Origin of the sequence: Microbulbifer sp. TYP-18, from assembly GCF_040932045.1 — a bacterium.
GTDB lineage: Bacteria > Pseudomonadota > Gammaproteobacteria > Pseudomonadales > Cellvibrionaceae > Microbulbifer.
In genome coordinates this window covers 25268-42876 of sequence record NZ_JBFRBC010000001.1, presented here as the reverse complement: position 1 = coordinate 42876, position 17609 = coordinate 25268, and the positions used below count along the sequence as shown (strand labels likewise).

Here is a 17609-nt window from a genome sequence, read left to right as displayed (position 1 = left end):
GTTTGATCGTGGCCCTGGATTCCCGTGCAATTAGACGCAAGAACTTGTGCCTCACTGACTCGAGTCGGCGCGGGGCATTCACCGGGCGCCTGACGCAGTATTGAGTTCCCTGAGCACTTCCTCCCGGACCACCCGCAGCATCGGCTCATCGGATCGAAACATCAAACCGTGAATTTCCTCAGCAGTCTGCCCCTGCAGCAGCTGCCGCAGGAATTGCACTATCTCCACCGATATCTCCTGCCCCGGCACCAGTACCGGAATGCCCGGCGGATAGGGCACAATTTCATCGGCGCTGGTACGACCCACCAGTTGCCTGTCCGCCCGGACGCCGTTGTCCATCAGCGGAAGTTCCTCCGTTTCGGCAAAGTAGGCATCGGCGGGCAAACAGGTAAGACGGGTAAATGCAGGCAGGCAACGGGATACCACCCCCAGAGCCCTTGTGCGGCGGTTGACTGCCAATTGTTTCAACGCATGGATCAAACGCAGCAGTTTGCTCTCTGTGCTGCCCAGAGTCACTAGCACTGTCACTGTGTTGTAAGTGGTCTTTTCCACCTGGATACCGTACCGGTCAAACAGCTTTATCTGCATTTCCCGCCCGGAAAAACCACTGGCGGAAAGATCGATGGTGACCTTGGTGGGGTCCAGCCGGATATTGTCGCCCCTGAGCGGATCCGGTATCAGGTCTGCACAGGTCAGCGTCCGAAAGACGCCGGTATCATCCACTGCCTGACGCAAGGTCCGCACCATCTGCATGCATTGCTGAAGCCGGCCGAAACCCTCCATCGCCATCTGTTTGCGGGCCACGTCGAGACTGGCAATCATTACATACTGGGGGCTGGTGGAGGCGTGCATGTTGAGGTTTTCACGGAAGCGGAATTCATCGAACTCAGCGTCCTGCACATGAATCATGCTGGCCTGGGAAAAAGCGGACAACATCTTGTGAGTACTCTGAGTCACATAGTCTGCGCCGCTTTCCAGCGCCGTGGGCCGCAGCTCGGGGTGAAAATAACCGTGGGCGTACCAGGCTTCATCCACCAATACCCTGACGCCGCACTTATGGGCGCGATCGATGATGGGTTTTAGGTCGTAGCGCAGGCCGTCGTAACTGCAGGAAGTCAACACCAGCAGGCGCGCATCGCCATGCTCCTCCAGCGCCCGAAAAATATCCTCGCGGCGCACCGGACCGTAGATGCCAAACTTCGGGTGCAGGGTGGATTTCAGATAGACAGGCTCGCAACGGTTCATGACGATGGCGTGGTGCACCGACTTGTGGCAGGCCTGGTCCACAATAATCTTGCCCCCGCCCCCGAGAATCTGCTGAATCACCACCTTGTTGGCGGTGGAGGTGCCGTTGGTAAGAAAGAATGTATGGCGTGCGCCAAAGGTGTGGGCGGCCAGTTCCTGCGCCTCCTGAATCACCGAATGGGGCTCCAGCAGGCTGTCCAGCACCTGTACCGATACAGACAGGTCCGTATTGAATACATGCTCGCCCATAAAACGGTAAAAGTCCCCTACCCAGGGGCTGTTGCGCAGGCTGTCACCGCCCGAATGCCCCGGCGTGTGCCAGGCGTCGCGGGCGTTGAATACATAGGCTTTCAGGGTGTCGGCAAAGGGCGTAGAAGCGCGCCGGGCGATAAACGCCTGTACCAGGCGAAACACCTGATTGAAATTGCCCTCGCGACGATCGAAGAGTTCATCAAAGCGCTGGCGCACAGACACGGAAACAGCGCAGCCCTGCACTACCAGAAAAACATTCAACTGTGTGCGGACCCCGTGCAGGTGATCGACCAGCTCTTCCGCCGCACTCAGGCTGTGCTGGTCGCAACCCCCATCGACAATCAGCGCCTGCACCTTTGGCTCGCGCAACAGCAGCTTCTCTACGGCGCTGCGGGCCACTGATTCGAAGCGCAGGCCCAGTGGGTTTTCATGTTGGGCGGCGGTACTGTTGAGCGCCCCCACCCAATGACTCGCCAACCGGCGGTCGCCCCCAACCAGGGCGACCCGGCACTCCAGTAACTGGCGGCTTCCGGTGGGGCTGCCCAGATCAGGCATCTCGAGGTCCACGGCAATACAACTCTATTCAGCATAGCCCCGGGGTGCGGGGAAATGCCGCCACAGGACCACTGCAGGCGTGCCGGAGCCGGCCTTACTCAATTCGGTGGTTCGACCCGGGCCCGCCTGGCCGGGCAAGGGGCTGAGGAGCCAGCCGCCATCGCAGACAGTCCAGCGGCGCTCTCCAACACTGCCCTGTCCCGTAAACCCCGCCAGCCTGGCTCCGTTGAAGGGCTCACTGATTAACCCGACAAGAGGCCGACGGGCTGCCCCTGGTTTAGCGCCGAAGGGCGCTAAACCAGGGGCAGCTGGGCTATCTCAGTTAGTGTGAAGAGGCCCTACTAGAATCTGGCGCTGCGCACCCGGCCATCGAAGTTGAGACACTCCTCCACCCGCTGTCTCTGTACGGAGGAAAGCTCCTCGAGTGGAAAGAAGCGCAATTCCGAGTGCTCATCGGACAGACATATCCGCCGCTCATCGCAAAAACCGGCGCGGAAGATAAAAGCGTGGGAGTGGTAGGCCCGGTGGTAATAGACTCCACTCAGATAGCCGATACTGACCTCCCGGCCCAGTTCCTCGCGACATTCCCGCAACAGCGCCTCGTGCACTGTTTCCCCCGGCTCCAGCGCTCCCCCCGGCAGGCCCCAGCTTCTGTCCGCATAAGTGGCGCGCAACTGCAATACTTCGCCGGCGCTGTTGGTGATTACCGCGTGAGCGCTCAACCGATACCTGTCCTCAAATCCCATCGCCCTTCCCCACCAGCCGGATTGTCCCCCGTGTGGCAATGGCATAGCGCTTCCGCCAATTGCCGGCCTCGTCTCCTCGCAGTAGCCTTGAGCCCCAGCGGCATGAGGCGACCGAGGGATATTCAGCCCGGTTGCGAAGTGTCACCACTGCGGATTACTGGAAGCCCCGTGCCAGCTCAAAGCCCACCCCCAGTGTCTGAACCGCCTCGTCGTAATCGATCAGGCTTTCACCGTAACCGTTGAAATACTTTACGTAGCCGCGCACCCGGTTGCCCATGGGAAAGCTCCAGCGCAGCTCCAGGGCACCGTGGTTATCGGATCGTAAATTGTTACGCAGCATCAACCCGAAGGTGTGCTCCCCGCGATAATAGGTGCCGGTCAGCTCAAAGTGGCCGAGGTACTTCTCTATGTCCGGGTTGTCATCTTCCTCGCGGTCCTCCTTGATCCGGTACCAGGGCTTGAAGCCCAGTAGAAAACTGCCGCGCTGGAAAAAGAGGTGGGCGTAAACCCGGTTCCAACTGCGGGACAGGGCTTCGCTGCGACCATTGGACTGATGGTTGATAACCAGCTGGTTGGCGATATTTTCGAACCCAAACAGATGCCAGTCGTTGAGCCAGGTCATTAGCAGCTCGGGCTCGTGATTGGTTTCCCTGAAGGGTGCCGAGTCGTCGGAATTGTATGCCTGCCAAAAGCTCCGGTTGGTGTAGGCGACGCTGAGAAAAGAAGCCTTGCCCAAAAAGCCCCGCCATACGGGTACCTGTACCGACAGCTGAAACTGCACTTCGATATGGTCGAGATTCACCGGCTGGTCCAGCGCCTGCTCAAACACCCTCTCGTTGGGAGAGGGGTTGTAAACTACCGGCAACAGGTAATTTGTCCGGTGGGATGCCAGAGTAAAGGGGTTGTTGGCGGCGTTCCGAATCGCCGTGGCCGGCTCCAGCGCAAGGGATTCCGGCGTCGTTTCCGCTCCCTGCAACGACTCGGGCACCCCAGCGGTCGACTCCAAGGGTTTTGGCGGCTCGGGGCCGGCACCCACCTGCTCGGCGCAGTAGCGGCGAATCTCATCCATACTGACATCGGCCGGCGCCACCACTATCTGCTCCCGCAGGCAGGCTTGCCGGCGCTGCTCCGGATCCGGCTCCGGGAAAACCACCTGGTCCCACCTGATATCCGTATCGCCGGCCTGCGCCACCGGCACCCGGGTATCAGCGAACAGGTTGTCCGACACACTCGACAAAATACACAGGGAAATAAGGCGGGCAGAAATTCGGCGCAGCAATTCGGTACCTCTCAGAAAAGCGGTCGGAAACGAGCCCTGGGACCAACTCAGTTAGTGTGAACAGGCCCCAGCTTACACCGCCGGGGTTGGAAATATGTCCGACTGGAAATCAAAAACAGCATCCACTGCAAATCAGGCCGATCACTGCGCCAAAGCTGATCCCGCAATCGCCGGCTGGTAGGCACATCCCGGTACCGCTGTAACCCGGCAACCTGTTGAGTTGCCGGGTCAATCGTTTATGCCAGTGCATCCAATTGCGGCGACCACTCCAAATCCCGCAGGCGCACCTGCCACAAGCGGCCGGTGCTGGAAGGCCAGTCGTAGCCCACCAGAAGTCCGCGGCTGTCCACATAGCAGTTCGCATCCCGCTCGGCATCGTCACCCTGGTAAATAAAGGCGGAAATATCGCCACCCATCTCTTCGGTACTGCGGCTCGCGGCATCCCGGGGCATAGGCCGCGCCTGGCGGTGGCTGATTCGCGGTGCCAGCAGCTTGCCCCTTTGGGAGGGATCCACTATATCCGGCGTTACCACATCCAAACCCTCGCGGAACTGCTCCAGCTTGCGCAGCAGGGGCCCCATAAAAATACGCATCAGTGGAAACAGCAGGCGGTTGCCGCCCTCCACCAGCGCCCTTTGCGGACCGTTGGGGCCGCGCCACTGAGCTTCGATGGCATCGCCGACCCTGGGTTCCGCCCCCCTGGCCTTGACGCTATAGTGCGCACTCACTTCCGCCACCTGATCGCGCCAGCTCATCTGACAATCGCTCACCAGACCGGCGGATAAAATGGCGCGGACCTGCATACCGTAACCCGCCGCACCCACCAGGCGCTGACTGATCAGAAGTCGCTGCCCCTGGTCGCCCTCACCCAACTGCCAAGTGTCCTGAACCGGCATCTCACGACCGTCGCAACTGTAGTAATAACGTCCCTGCGCCAACTTGGCACTCAACTGCATGGTTCATTCCTCCCTGTATCGACCCGCAGCGGCAAAACTGCCCGGAGCAAACTCGCCTGCCAGGGAAAGTATTGCACAGGGGGGAACTCCGCTCGGGAATAGGCGCGAAAATCAATGGCGGAGTGGCTGGGGCAAACTCAGGCGGTGAACATTATTGGCTTCGACCCGTTTACCGGCAGTGAGCCTGGCAATAGGGCTTAGAGATACCGCTGCCAGAAATACGCCTGCCCCATCTCTTCGTCCAGCACATAGGGCTTGAAGCCGGACTTTCGATAGGCGACCTGTGCGGGAATATTCTTCTCCAGTACCTCCATCGTCAACTTGACACAGCCCCGACGCCGGGCCTCCCGCGCCACCAGCTCCAGCATAGCGCCACAGATACCCTCGCCGCGCACCCCACGCCTGACGATTACATCGTGAATATTCACCAGCGGCCGACACATAAATGTGGAGAATCCCATAAAGCAGTTGATCAGGCCCACGGCACTGCCAGCGCGATAAGCGAGTACACTGAAAGCACCGGGAAACTCCGCCAGCCTGACCGCCAGCTCGGATCGACAGGATTCCGGTAGCGGATCGCCACCGCCGTATGGATCCCGGGCATACTCATCCATCAAGGCCACCAGATCCTCCCCATGGCGGGCATCGCCATAATCCGCCAGCACAACTTCCAGTGGTCCATTGTCCATAGTTACTCCTGCATGTCGCCGTTGGAATCCGGGGTCTCGGTAGCGGAGCTCAACCTGCTGCGCAGGCTGCGCAAGTAATTCCGAAACCGGGTGCGGCGCGCGCATAGCTTCACGCGAATCCGGCGTCGGCACAGCGGAACCCCGCGAGCGGGTCGCCGGCGCCACTTCAGCGTTGCGCGCGTTCTTCTGATCACCATTGGCTTCTCCTCCGGTGCCGACCTGAATCCGGTTTCGCGGCAGCCTAGCAGATAGACAGAGTAAAATCAGGTCGCCGGGGCAAACTTGGCCGTGGGGGTAAAAGTCGTTACCATTCACGCCCTGGCATCCACCGACACCAGCGGAAACGACTTTGCACCCTCTCCAGCAACTGATCAAGAACAACCGCCTCTGGTCCCAGTCAACCAGGGATGAGAAGCCCGGTTTTTTCCTCCAGCTCTCGGAGCAGCAATCCCCGGACTACCTCTGGATCGGTTGCGCTGACAGCCGCGTGCCCGCCAACGAAATCGTCGGACTTCTGCCGGGCGAACTGTTTGTACATCGCAATGTCGCCAACCTAGTGGTGCACACCGACCTCAACTGCCTGTCAGTGCTCCAGTATGCGGTGGAGGTTCTCAAGGTCAGGCATGTGATCGTCTGTGGACACTATGGTTGTGGCGGGGTTCAGGCGGCACTGGAGAATAGCCAGCTGGGACTGATTGACAACTGGTTGCGCCATATCCAGGACGTGCGCGACAAACACCAGTCGCTGATCGAACTGGTTCCCGAACCGGACAGGGTCGACCTGCTGTGCAAACTGAATGTGCTGGAGCAGGTCACCCACGTCTGCCGGACCACCATAGTCCGCGACGCCTGGCACGCCGGACAGGAACTGACTGTCACCGGTTGGGTATACGGACTCAAGGACGGCCTGATTCACGACCTGGGGCTCTCCATCAGCACACCGGACAAGCTCGCCGAGACCTACCACAGCGCTCTGGCCAATATCGCCCAGGACGACGACCTGGAGTAACCGGGCAGACTTCCGCGCTTAATTTTCTTACACTCCCGATCAAAATTATCGCCGCCCGGTGGGTACCGGGCAGGCCGTCCACCTGTCGGGGAGAATCATGTCCGAATACCGCGTTTGGGAGTGTCAGATTTGTGGCTGGATCTACGATGAGGCCAAAGGCTGGCCCGAGGATGGCATAGCCCCCGGTACCCGCTGGGAAGACATTCCCGAAGACTGGAGTTGCCCCCAGTGCGGCGCCGCCAAGCAAGACTTCCGGATGATACAGCTGAGCGGCAGTTCCGCACCTGAGCCTTTGCGCGACAGCCCCGCGCCTGGACCTTCGGCACCGGTGGCCCCATCCACAATCGCCGCCACCGGCTACCGCATCTGGGAGTGTATGGTATGCGGCTGGGTTTACGATGAATCCAAGGGCTGGCCCGAGGATGGCATAGCCCCCGGTACCCGCTGGGAGGACATTCCCGAAGACTGGAGTTGCCCCCAGTGCGGCGTCAGCAAAGACGAATTCGATATGGTGCTGGTGTCCGGGGAAACCACCGGGGAACAGCCGGCGCCAGCCATCGACAGCTCCGCCGAACCGCTCGTCATTGTCGGTACCGGCCTGGCCGGCTACAACCTGGCGCGAGAGTTCCGCAAGCTGGATAAGTCCAGGCCCCTGGTTCTGATCACTGCAGATGACGGCAGCTGCTATTCCAAACCACTGCTATCGGCATCATTGGCTCACGGCAAGACAAGCCGGCAACTGGCCGATGCCTCGGCAGAGGAAATGGCCCGGGAGCTGAATGCGGAAATACTGGTCCACACCCGGGTCAGGCGCATTCACCGGGAGGCGCGAAGGCTGGAGCTGACACCGCAAAATAACGGCCAGCCAGCCTTCCTGCGATACGCCCAACTGGTGCTGGCCACAGGGGCCAGCCCCACCAAACTGCCCACCATCGAAGGAGATGGCCTGGCGCGCCTGTTCCGCATCAATAACCTAGGCGACTACCACCGCTTCCGCACCGCCCTCATCAACCGCCGTCGGGTGCTGCTGATCGGGGCCGGACTCATCGGCTGTGAATTTGCCAACGATCTGGTCCAGGCCGGATTCGAGGTGGCCATGGTGGACCCATTGGACTGGCCCCTGGCAAGCCTGCTGCCGGAGGCCGCCGGTCGCGATCTTCAGCAGGCACTGGAAACGGCCGGTGTGACTTTCCACAGCAATCGCAAAGTGTGCCACTTGGAGAGCAGCGGCAGCGGCCTGCGGGCAACGCTGGACCGGGGGGAAGTGCTGGAAGCCGATATCGCCCTCGCAGCCCTGGGCCTGCAAGCCAACACGCTACTGGCCAAGGACGCCGGCCTGGGCATCGGGCGCGCTGTTCGGGTGAACCGGCAGCTGCGCACCGACGACGCCAATATCTTCGCCCTGGGGGATTGCGCCGAAGTGGATGGTCACCAACTTTGTTTCGTCGCACCGCTGATCAGCTGTGCCCGGGCGCTGGCCAAAACCCTGGCCGGATCGCCGACCCCGGTGTGCTACGGTACTCTGCCAGTGGCGGTTAAAACCACTTTACACCCGGTAACCCTGTGCCCGCCGCAGGAGAGCGCGGAGGGCAGCTGGCAGTGGCAACCTCATGCGACCGGCGGTGTCCGGGCGGAGTTTCGCGGCTCCGGCGGCCAGCTGCTGGGTTTCGCCCTGACGGGCAATGCCATCACCCTGCGGGAATCGCTGGCCAGTGAGTGCGAGCCCCTGATGGCGGACTGACACGGCAAAATGGCTAATGGCAGCCGTTTTGCCGTAAAATGGCCGCCAGCACAAATTTTATGCAGAAAACAAGCCAGAGTATGACGACAGACGGGTCCCCTGCTATCTCCCTGACACCCCAGAGAAGCCGCGCCCTGCGGGACACTCTGGGCCATTTCGCCACCGGCGTGGCCGTGGTCACCACCCGCGACGCCAAAGGCGAGCCCATGGGCATGACCGTCAACAGCTTCAACTCAGTCTCTCTGGACCCGGCCCTGGTGCTCTGGAGCGTCGACAAGCAGTCCCTGGGTTATCAGGCCTTTACCAGCCGGGGGCACTTCACGGTGCATGTGCTGAAAACCGACCAGCAGAACCTGGCCAACCTGTTCGCCGGGCGCGGCGTGGATAAATTTGGCCGCACAAAATGGCACTGGGGCCCAGACCGGGTGCCGCGGCTGGAAGACTGCGCCGCCCTCTTCCACTGCCGGTTGGCCCAGTGTATCGACGGTGGCGACCACACCATCCTCCTGGGTGAAGTCCTGGAATTTTCGGCACAAGGCGGCGAGCCGTTGGTATTCCATCGCGGCCGGTACCGCGCCCTCGCTGGCGACTAAGGTCCCCCGTGACCAGCTCCATCACTTTTGCCCGCGCCCAGCAACCATAGCGTGGCCTCATGTTAACTGAAGTATCATACTTCACAGGCACAATGAGGCTGGCATTCCCTGAGGGTCAGTAGATCATGCAAACGCCGGGTACCCTGTTCTGTTTTGCGCACCGGGGCTATCGTCGCCAGGCCACGGAGAATACCCTGCAGGCTATTCAGCACGCACTGGAAGTGGATGTGGATGGCATCGAGATCGATGTCTGGAATATCGGCGGCCAGTTGCTGGTGAAGCACGACCGCCGCCTGGGACGCCTGATTGCCGGCAGTGAACTGCTCACGGACCTGTGCCCGGAAGCCCTGCGTGAAAAGCTGCTGCCCTGCGGTGGCCGGGTACCGGCGCTGCGGGAGGTACTGGAACTGGTGGGCAACAATCTTCAGCTCAACATCGAACTCAAGGGCCCCAATTGTGCGGCACTGCTGGCGCGGGAACTGGAATCTTTTGTGCAAGACAGCGGCGGGGGCTTCGAATCCTACCTGGTTTCGTCCTATGACCACCGCCAGGTGTACCAGTGCCTGCAGCTGATTCCCCAGGTCCGCCGCGGTGTGATTATCGACGGTATCCCCCTGGGCCTGGCAGCCTGTGCGGAGCCTTTGCAAGCCTATTCCCTGCACATGAACCTGGACTTTGTCGATGCAGAGCTTATCGCCGACTGCACGCAAAGGGGCCTCAGAACCTATGTATTTACGGTGAACGACCCGGCTGATCTCGCCCTGTTAGGCAAAATGGGGGTGGATGGCGTCTTTACCGATGAGCCCGAACTGGTCATGGAGTACAACGCCGGCAAGATGGCGGAGATATTGATTCAGCAGCAGCGGCTGCTCCAGGCTGGGGGACCGGAACCCCGGGACACGGAATAAGCTCCAGGGACATTGCCAAATGCCACAAAAAAACCGGCGCAAGCGCCGGCTTTTTTGTCGTCTCGCGAAACAACCGCGATCAGAACTCCGCGCTCGCACGCAAATACCAAAAGCCCCCATTGAAGCCAAACGGCGACGTGAGTGCGTGTTGCACTCCCAGGGACTGCAAGATCGGGCTCTGCTCATCGTCGGGCAGCACATCGAAGATATTCTCACCACCCAGGGCCAGGGTATAGCTGTCCTGGAAGGTAAACTTCGCCTCCAGGTCCACCAGCACCTCGCCACCATAGCTGCTGGCATCGGAGGCATCGCCAGGGCCTAGCTGGCCAAAAGTGGATTCCCAGCTGCTGTAACGGTTAAAGCGCAGATAGCCGCTGAATACCTCACCGGTATCGTAGTCGAAGGTCAGCACTGTGCGGTCGCTGGGCACCTGATTTTCCAGGTCAAACACCCGCGATGCATTGATGGTGTTGGGAGCCACGCTAGTGACCTCCTGCTGGTTGTGGTTGTGGCGCAGGTCCACGGTGAGCAGATTCCCCCCCACCTCGAAGTCACTGGTTATGGCGACGTCGACACCGCTCACTTCCGAATCGTAGGCGTTGACAAAGAAATTGGCATTACCTTCGTCCAGTAACTCCGCATTTTCCACCCCCGCTGCTGTCAGTAGGGCCACTTCCTGCGCGCCAATGGCAAAGTTGCGCAATGCCAACCGATCTTCGATATCGATACGATAGTAATCGACGGTGACACTGGTGTTGTCAAACGGATTCACCACTACACCCAGGGTAAAGCTGGTGGACTCTTCGGGGGTCAGCGGCTTGGCGCCCAGCGCCAGTGCCACCGGATTGTCCACCGGATAGGTTCCGGAGGGAATCAGCCTGCCGCTCGGATCGGCGGTGGTGGTCACGTTGAGGGTATTCACCTGCCCCGGCGTGGGCGCGCGGAAACCGGTGTTGACGGTTCCCCGCAGGGCAAAGCTCTCGCTAAAGTCGTAGCGGGCAGACAGTTTCCAGTCCGACGTCGAACCAAATTCGTCATAGTCCTCAAAACGCAGCGCCGCGCCCAGGGTCAGGCTGTCGCTGACGTCCGCTTCCAGGTCAATGTAGGCGGCCATACTTTCACTGCTAAAGCTGCCGGCAGCTTCTGCAGGAAAGCCCTGGAATCCATCCGAACCCACACCAAATTCCTCGCCGGTGGGACCCACCTCGGTGGAAGCCGCATCGCCCGCGCCGATCTTATAGGTCTCATCGCGCCACTCAGCACCAAAGGCAATGTTGAGCGGCGACGCCAGCCAGGCCAGGTCTACCGGCTGGACGAAGTCCACATTCAGGCTGGTCTCTTCCTGGGTCAGGGTTCCCGGATTAAAGGAGGTGGGTGACAAAATACCCAGGCTGGGGTTAATGGAATCCCGCAGCACATAGGACACCTCGTTTTCCGCCGTGCGCGCGCGGACATCCCAGCTCATGCCGGAAGCCAGTTCGCCGCGGGCACCGAACACTGCCGACAGGTCAGTGATATCGGCGCCGAACTGCGGATTGTAACCACCGGGGAACTGGGTATAGATGGGGTTGCGCAGCACATAGCCACTGGGGCTGTCGCTGTCGGCCACCAGGTAGTCCGACGGGCTCAGTCCCTGGGCCTGAATACTGTCGATCAGCGACTGGGGCGCTGGATCCGGCAGAAAATCGCCATCTCTGTCTCTCTGCAGGGTTTCACGCGCACCAAACTCGAACTGCGGATCCAGTACCGGGCCGCGGTAAAAGAAGTCGGAAATGGTTTCGTTGTCGGAATAGCCGACGTTACCGTACAGCTCCACGCTGTCGCTGATATCGTAACCTGTATTGATAAACAGTTTCATGACCTCGACATCCGGGTCCCCCCAGCGCTGGCCGAGTCCATCCAGTGGCACCTGTTCTGTACCGACTGCGCTGGCTACAGTTGCTGTGGCGGCATGTGGAACACCGCGGGAGGTTTTATCGGAGGTGGAGTGTTCAATGGTGGCGTTTAGAAAGCCGCGCTCACCCAGCCCAAAACCCCCATTGGCGGCCACAATGGTGCGGGCGCCGTCCCCCTCGAAATATTCGCCAGTCTGGGCCGACAGACTGATGCCCTCGGCGTCGTCCTTGAGAATCACATTCACGACACCGGCGATAGCGTCGGAGCCGTATTGGGCCGAAGCGCCGTCACGCAGTACCTCCACACGCTCAATCGCCGCTGCGGGAATCGCCGCGAAGTCCACCGCCTGCGCTCCCTGGTTCACAGTCCCCAGTGGGGCCAGTTGCAGGTTGACCAGTGCGGAGCGGTGTCGGCGGGTGCCGTTTACCAGCACCAGCGTCTGATCCGGTGACAAATTGCGCAGAGTGACCGGGCGAATAAATGCCGTGCCATCGGAGATGGGAAACCTCTGAGTGTTAAAAGAGGGCGCTACCTTGGCCAGGGATTCCGTCAGGTCGAAGCTGGCCTGATCAGACAGGCTGGCACCGCCGAGCACATCCACCGGGGAAAGGGTTTCCGTGGGGGCAACACCCTCCCTCCGGGTCCCCGTGATAATCACCTCTTCTATGACACTGTTATCAGCGCTGGGCTGTTGCTGTTCCTGGGCGAGAGCGCCACAAACTGGCATCGACAGTGCCGTGGCGATGGCCAGGGACAGCGGTTTGAATCTATTGGGTTGCATAAAGTGCCCGTCCTCTCTGTTATGGTTATACCTCAGATCACCACACTGTCCGATTTCTCGGGGCCGGATGCATGAGGCGTTCATGCAAAAAAATCTGGTTGCGCGACCGCACAATCAGGTGGGCCAGGGTATTCAATTCACTCTTGTGGGGCAATGCTCCACCCGTAATCACAAAGAATCAGAGGGAAAGCACGACAAATCGTTACGCACCAAGGCAAATTACGGGATAAGTGCAAAATTCATTACCCCTAAACTGTTTTTACGAGATAAACATTTTTTTATCTCTTTCTTATCTGGCCATTAAATCTATCAAAATCTGTTTGATTATCACCCCGGCCCTTTGGCTCCCGGAAAATTTACCGGAAGCGACCTCTTCAGCAGCCAGCACAACACTTGTGGCAGTAGCGCCGGCCAACGGTTTGACCAGCGTTTTGCTCGAGCCAAATTGATCAAAAAAAGTACAAGCGCTCCCAGGGCAATCACTGATGGCCCTGACTGGGCAGCGTCATATCTGAACCCAGGACACTGATCCAAAGCGCAACATCTTCGGGCTTAGGGAGGCTAAAAACGCCATTTCACTTCCCCCACAACAACGACCCCAAAATCATCCGGTAATCGAGAACTAAATCTCGTTTGGTCCGCTCGCGCATGTTTTCAGCCGGTTAGCAGATGTTATACAGTATCAAATGATGAAAGATTTATAGCTTTTTTTGTCATATCTGCATCAATCTCAAAAGCTTCATCTTAATTAATAGATTTTCATTAGTATGGATTACCTAAGCCTGCTGGCCCGGTTTGTCACTGGCAAGCCCGGCCCGGCACCCAGGCTGTCCACTCTCGATCCAGTAACTGGAGGACAAAATGAAATCGACCATTCAAGAAAGCCTTAAAGCTGGCCTGACCATATCCGCGGTGACATTGGGCCTGCTGTCATTGAGCGCAACTGCCGTAGTTCGTGATGCCAGCAGCGATTTTTCCAATATGCCGCAACGTATTATCGTGCAATACAAAGACACTACAGCCCGCGACTGGCCAACCCAGGCTGCTGCACATGCGCGGCGGAGTGGCCAGGCAATGACGCATGTGCGCGGCATGGCACTGGCGGATCGCCATGTATACCAGCTGGACAAGCGCATGACCCCGGGCCAGCTGAAAAGACTCGAACTGACGCTGGAGGCGGATCCGAATATTCTCTCTGTGGAAGAAGACGCGCTGATGCAACCGCAGTTTGTGCCCAATGACACCTTCTACAGCGCCCAGTGGCACTACTTCGAGCCCGCTGGCGGTATCAACCTGCCCCTGGCCTGGGATCAGCAGACCGGTTCCGGCGTGACAGTGGCGGTGGTGGATACCGGCTATGTGTTCCACTCGGACCTGAACGCCAACATGCTGCGTGGCTACGACTTTATCAGCACCCTCGCGGTGGCCAATGACGGCGACGGACGCGATCCAGATGCCAGCGACCCTGGGGACTGGGTCAATGCCAACGAGTGTGGCCCCGGGAATCCACCGAGTTTCCGCTCAAGCACTTGGCATGGCACCCATGTATCCGGCACCGTAGCCGCCGTCACCAACAATAACCTGGGCGTGGCCGGTGTTGCCTTCAATGCGAAAGTGGTACCGGTTCGGGTTCTGGGCAAGTGCGGTGGCTTTATTTCCGATATCGCCGACGGGGTTATCTGGGCCTCGGGCGGCAGCGTGCCTGGCGTCCCCGCCAATGCCAACCCAGCCCAGGTGATCAATATGAGCCTCGGCGGGGTCGGCGCTTGTGGTTCCACCTACCAAAACGCCATTAACATCGCTGTCGCCAACGGCGCCACTGTAGTGGTCAGTGCCGGAAACAGCAACGCGGACGCTTCCGGTTTCCGTCCTGCCAACTGCTTTAACGTGGTCACCGTCGCCGCCACCGAACGCTTTGGCGCCCGCTCCTATTACTCCAACTTTGGCTCCATCGTGGACGTCAGCGCACCGGGGGGAGACGTACTCTTCGATCCAACCCACGGCGTCGCCTCGACCCTTAACAGTGGCTCAACCTCCCCTAGCACGGAAAATTATGTGTACTACCAGGGCACTTCCATGTCCGCACCCCACGTGTCCGGCACCGCGGCTCTCATGTACTCTAAGAACAGCAGCCTGACACCCGCCCAGGTGGAGAACATTCTCAAGGCCACAACCCGTCCCCTTCCTGTTCCCGGCTCCTGCCCCGGCGGCTGTGGTACCGGTATCATCGACGCCAATGCGGCCCTTAATGCGGTGCCATAGGCCAGTGCTGAACCCGTGATTGATAAGGGAAAGGGAGGATCCAGGTGATCGATACCAGGGCACTGGCTCCGGTGGCGGCAGCTATAAGCGGCCACCGGGTGTTAGGGCCTGTTTACACTAGGGCCTGTTGACACTAACTGAACGAAAACTGGATTGGACTTTTCCAGTCGCTGAAGGGGCGCCCGGCGCCCCTTTATTACTGCTCTCCCCCACTGATATAAATTCCACTTAACAGGCCAGCTGTAGCAGCCAGCGCAAGGCTGGCGCTATTCTCCTAGCTTTTAGTGGTTCTGCTTCAGCTTGGGTACAGCTTCGGAGGACTAGCCTGTCCATCACTGCTGCGGGAGCAAAACATGACAATACCAATACGCCTGCTGTCCCTCACCACTCTCCTGATACTGCTCAACGGCTGCGCCACTATGAGTGAGGAGGAGTGTCTCCTGGCCGACTGGCATTCAATCGGCTACGAGGACGGTGCCCGCGGGCGCGATCTCGGCCGGCTAAGCAGGCACCGCCAGGCCTGTGCGGACCACGGCGTCCGCCCTGACACCGCCGCCTATCGCTCCGGCCGCGCCCAGGGACTTGAACTCTACTGTACCGAATTGCGGGGCTTCCGCCTGGGTCGTTCCGGCGGCACCTATAACGGCGTTTGCCCGGCGGAACTGGAAGGGTTATTTGTGCAAGGTTACGAGGTAGGTCGCGGACTTTACCAGGCCCGCAATGCAGCCACTGCCGTAGCCGATGCCCTTGACAGTGCACACAGTGAACGCGAGCAGATTCTCGACGATATCACCGCAATGAGCGCCCGGCTGGTGAGCGATGAATCCACCCGTGAAGAGAGAGTGACCCTGCTTGCCGATATCGCCCGCCTGAAAGGACGTCACACTGAACTTGGACTGGATATCCGGGATCTGGAACACGAACTGGCACTGCGGGAAGCTGACTACCGGGAAGCCCAATTGCACTCCCCCTACCACTGACCCGCCGAGCCTGCGGGCAGCAGGCCACAAGCGGGGCCAGGCGACAAATGCCAGTTCCACTATGCCTTTGCGACCGGCACAGGTACCTGCAGCCTGGCCGCCCAGGGAGCGAGATCCTCCATAATTGACGGGTATAGTTCCACCCCCTGGGCCAGCTGCCGGGTCCGGGCTTCCCAGGCCCGCCGGCCCGGGACGCGCACCGGTCCTGTGTCGTCACTGCGGCAGTTTTCCCACAGACTGCACAGTGCAATCGTCTGGCGTAGAAAATCAGCCGGCGATCCGAATGCCTGGGGATCGATAATCTGCAAGAAGATGGAATTGGCCTCACCGTCAGCGGCCGCCTCGACATTGCCCCGGCCATAGCCCCCCAACGCCATTGACAACACCTCCAGCATGGCGCTCAGGGCCGCCCCCTTGTAACCGTGATCGGCACCACCCACCGGCAATATGCTGCCACCATGCCCCAGTGCGGCCGGGTCGTCGGACAGCTGCCCGGCGCTGTCCTTCAGCCAGCGCTGTGGCAATTCCCTGCCCTCGCGTTTGGCTCTTTTTACATGTCCCCCCGCGGTCACCGACATGCTGATATCGAACAGGAAAGGGTAATCGCCGGCGGGCGCAGCGAACGCCAGTGGGTTGGCGGAAAAAAGCGGATCGCGGCCACCCTGTGGAGCCACAGTGTTTTCAGCCGGTGTGGAGCAGGTCAGAATAGCGACATAACCCGCCTCCACCACCGGCGGCAGATAGGCAGCCAGACAGGCGATATGATGGCTGCGGCGGATGGTGGCACTCACGACACCGTATTCCGGCAAACGCTGCAAAGCGCAGTGGATTGCGCGGGTCAACACCCAGGGCCCCGGTAGAAAATCCGCGTCCCAGTTAAAACAATTGCCCCTATCGGACAATATTTTCGCTTCGCCTTCCCGACGCATTTTACCGCTTTCCAACCACTCCAGATTGTGCGCCACCCGATGCAGACCGTGGGTGGTAAACCCCAATAGATCCGCCTGCAGAAACGTCTCCGTCATCACCTCCGCCCGTCCCCGGGCCAGCCCAACCCGTTCGAACAGGCAGGCGACAAAATGCCGCAGGTCCTCAGCAAAATAACGGGGGGTCATAGTTTCTCCTACCAGTTTCATCGCCCTCCAGGTGTCATTTCACCGGACAGCTCAAGGATCACTCACCCTGCCCCGCAGGGTTTTGACCTGCCCGCGGAGGGTTTTACTCTTCAGGCGACGCTCCTTCGATGCCTTTGTAGGCTTGGTAAGGAAACGCTTTTTGCGCGTCCGCGCGGCACCGGCGAGCAGTTCCCGCAGACGCTCCAGCGCATCGGCCCGGTTCTTTTCCTGGGTGCGAAAGCGCTGCGCCTTGATGACGATAACGCCATCCCGGGAAACACGCCTGTCCCTCAATGCCAGCAGACCCGCCTTCAGGCTGTCCGGCAAAGACGATGCAGCGATATCAAAACGCAGGTGAACAGCCGTGGCCACCTTGTTGACGTTCTGGCCACCGGCCCCCTGGGCACGCACCGCAGACATCTCGATTTCGTCCATTGGAATGGCCAGATTTGCGGCAATTCTCAGCATCGGTAAATATACCCGCAGCAACTGTGTTCATAATTTTGTGCCATTTCCCGACTATTGGCAAAAAGAAGTGTCCCGGAAGACCTGAGTCCAATATAGAGGGCTCTATCAGCTCCGATGCCGGGACTGGGGTTGCA

The 17609-nt window shown here is 59.8% G+C and carries 14 protein-coding genes; 6 read left to right on the top strand and 8 right to left on the bottom strand.

Translation table 11 applies throughout. The features are described from left to right. Positions 1-78 precede the first annotated feature (78 nt). From ABVT36_RS00160 to ABVT36_RS00140, 5 genes are all read right to left on the bottom strand, one after another. Positions 79-2052, bottom strand: coding sequence for an aminotransferase class I/II-fold pyridoxal phosphate-dependent enzyme (locus ABVT36_RS00160; protein ID WP_368454724.1), 1974 nt, complete (start codon positions 2050-2052; stop codon positions 79-81). 341 nt (positions 2053-2393) lie between these two features. After that, a complete protein-coding gene (locus ABVT36_RS00155) occupies positions 2394-2798 on the bottom strand; it encodes an NUDIX hydrolase (RefSeq protein ID WP_368454723.1) in 405 nt (134 codons plus the stop codon). Positions 2799-2952: 154 nt separating this feature from the next. Next, positions 2953-4077, bottom strand: coding sequence for a phospholipase A (locus tag ABVT36_RS00150; protein WP_368454722.1), 1125 nt, complete (start codon positions 4075-4077; stop codon positions 2953-2955). A gap of 236 nt (positions 4078-4313) precedes the next feature. Then, positions 4314-5033 carry a hypothetical protein gene (locus tag ABVT36_RS00145; protein ID WP_368454721.1) on the bottom strand — a complete coding sequence of 240 codons (720 nt, stop codon included), beginning with the start codon at positions 5031-5033 and terminating at the stop codon, positions 4314-4316. Between the two features lie 197 nt (positions 5034-5230). Next, complete coding sequence (locus ABVT36_RS00140; RefSeq protein WP_368454720.1) at positions 5231-6037, bottom strand: GNAT family N-acetyltransferase; 807 nt, start codon at positions 6035-6037, stop codon at positions 5231-5233. Between the two features lie 34 nt (positions 6038-6071). Between ABVT36_RS00140 and can the strand changes: the two genes are divergently transcribed. The 4 genes from can to ABVT36_RS00120 all read left to right on the top strand — a co-directional run bounded on the left by can (position 6072) and on the right by ABVT36_RS00120 (position 9973). Beyond that, positions 6072-6731 carry a carbonate dehydratase gene (gene can, locus ABVT36_RS00135; RefSeq protein ID WP_368454719.1) on the top strand — a complete coding sequence of 220 codons (660 nt, stop codon included), beginning with the start codon at positions 6072-6074 and terminating at the stop codon, positions 6729-6731. Between the two features lie 97 nt (positions 6732-6828). Next, complete coding sequence (locus tag ABVT36_RS00130) at positions 6829-8472, top strand: FAD-dependent oxidoreductase (protein WP_368454718.1); 1644 nt, start codon at positions 6829-6831, stop codon at positions 8470-8472. A gap of 80 nt (positions 8473-8552) precedes the next feature. After that, positions 8553-9065 carry a flavin reductase family protein gene (locus ABVT36_RS00125; RefSeq protein WP_368454717.1) on the top strand — a complete coding sequence of 171 codons (513 nt, stop codon included), beginning with the start codon at positions 8553-8555 and terminating at the stop codon, positions 9063-9065. Positions 9066-9190: 125 nt separating this feature from the next. After that, positions 9191-9973, top strand: a complete 783-nt coding sequence (locus tag ABVT36_RS00120; protein ID WP_368454716.1) for a glycerophosphodiester phosphodiesterase — start codon at positions 9191-9193, stop codon at positions 9971-9973. Between the two features lie 79 nt (positions 9974-10052). On the opposite strand, the gene ABVT36_RS00115 is transcribed toward ABVT36_RS00120, so the two are convergent. Next, positions 10053-12650, bottom strand: a complete 2598-nt coding sequence (locus ABVT36_RS00115) for a TonB-dependent receptor plug domain-containing protein (RefSeq protein WP_368454715.1) — start codon at positions 12648-12650, stop codon at positions 10053-10055. An 861-nt stretch (positions 12651-13511) separates the two neighbouring features. On the opposite strand from ABVT36_RS00115, the gene ABVT36_RS00110 reads away from it, so the two are divergent. Beyond that, positions 13512-14912: a S8 family peptidase gene (locus tag ABVT36_RS00110; RefSeq protein ID WP_368454714.1), complete on the top strand. Its 1401-nt coding sequence runs from the start codon at positions 13512-13514 to the stop codon at positions 14910-14912. A gap of 353 nt (positions 14913-15265) precedes the next feature. After that, a complete protein-coding gene (locus ABVT36_RS00105; RefSeq protein ID WP_368454713.1) occupies positions 15266-15892 on the top strand; it encodes a DUF2799 domain-containing protein in 627 nt (208 codons plus the stop codon). 59 nt (positions 15893-15951) lie between these two features. On the opposite strand, the gene ABVT36_RS00100 is transcribed toward ABVT36_RS00105, so the two are convergent. Beyond that, the gene (locus tag ABVT36_RS00100; RefSeq protein ID WP_368454712.1) at positions 15952-17007 is read right to left on the bottom strand and encodes an Ldh family oxidoreductase; all 1056 of its coding nucleotides are present in this window, start codon (positions 17005-17007) and stop codon (positions 15952-15954) included. Positions 17008-17058: 51 nt separating this feature from the next. Continuing rightward, positions 17059-17475, bottom strand: coding sequence for an alternative ribosome rescue aminoacyl-tRNA hydrolase ArfB (gene arfB, locus ABVT36_RS00095; RefSeq protein ID WP_368454711.1), 417 nt, complete (start codon positions 17473-17475; stop codon positions 17059-17061). Positions 17476-17609 lie beyond the last annotated feature (134 nt).

What these genes read in the sequence shown, in the direction of transcription:
- ABVT36_RS00160 (WP_368454724.1), bottom strand. Translation starts at nt 2,052, where the DNA reads ATGCCTGATCTGGGCAGCCCCACCGGAAGCCGCCAGTTACTGGAGTGC.
- ABVT36_RS00155 (WP_368454723.1), bottom strand. Translation starts at nt 2,798, where the DNA reads ATGGGATTTGAGGACAGGTATCGGTTGAGCGCTCACGCGGTAATCACC.
- ABVT36_RS00145 (WP_368454721.1), bottom strand. Translation starts at nt 5,033, where the DNA reads ATGCAGTTGAGTGCCAAGTTGGCGCAGGGACGTTATTACTACAGTTGC.
- ABVT36_RS00130 (WP_368454718.1), top strand. Translation starts at nt 6,829, where the DNA reads ATGTCCGAATACCGCGTTTGGGAGTGTCAGATTTGTGGCTGGATCTAC.
- ABVT36_RS00125 (WP_368454717.1), top strand. Translation starts at nt 8,553, where the DNA reads ATGACGACAGACGGGTCCCCTGCTATCTCCCTGACACCCCAGAGAAGC.
- ABVT36_RS00120 (WP_368454716.1), top strand. Translation starts at nt 9,191, where the DNA reads ATGCAAACGCCGGGTACCCTGTTCTGTTTTGCGCACCGGGGCTATCGT.
- ABVT36_RS00115 (WP_368454715.1), bottom strand. Translation starts at nt 12,650, where the DNA reads ATGCAACCCAATAGATTCAAACCGCTGTCCCTGGCCATCGCCACGGCA.
- ABVT36_RS00110 (WP_368454714.1), top strand. Translation starts at nt 13,512, where the DNA reads ATGAAATCGACCATTCAAGAAAGCCTTAAAGCTGGCCTGACCATATCC.
- ABVT36_RS00105 (WP_368454713.1), top strand. Translation starts at nt 15,266, where the DNA reads ATGACAATACCAATACGCCTGCTGTCCCTCACCACTCTCCTGATACTG.
- ABVT36_RS00100 (WP_368454712.1), bottom strand. Translation starts at nt 17,007, where the DNA reads ATGACCCCCCGTTATTTTGCTGAGGACCTGCGGCATTTTGTCGCCTGC.
- arfB (WP_368454711.1), bottom strand. Translation starts at nt 17,475, where the DNA reads ATGCTGAGAATTGCCGCAAATCTGGCCATTCCAATGGACGAAATCGAG.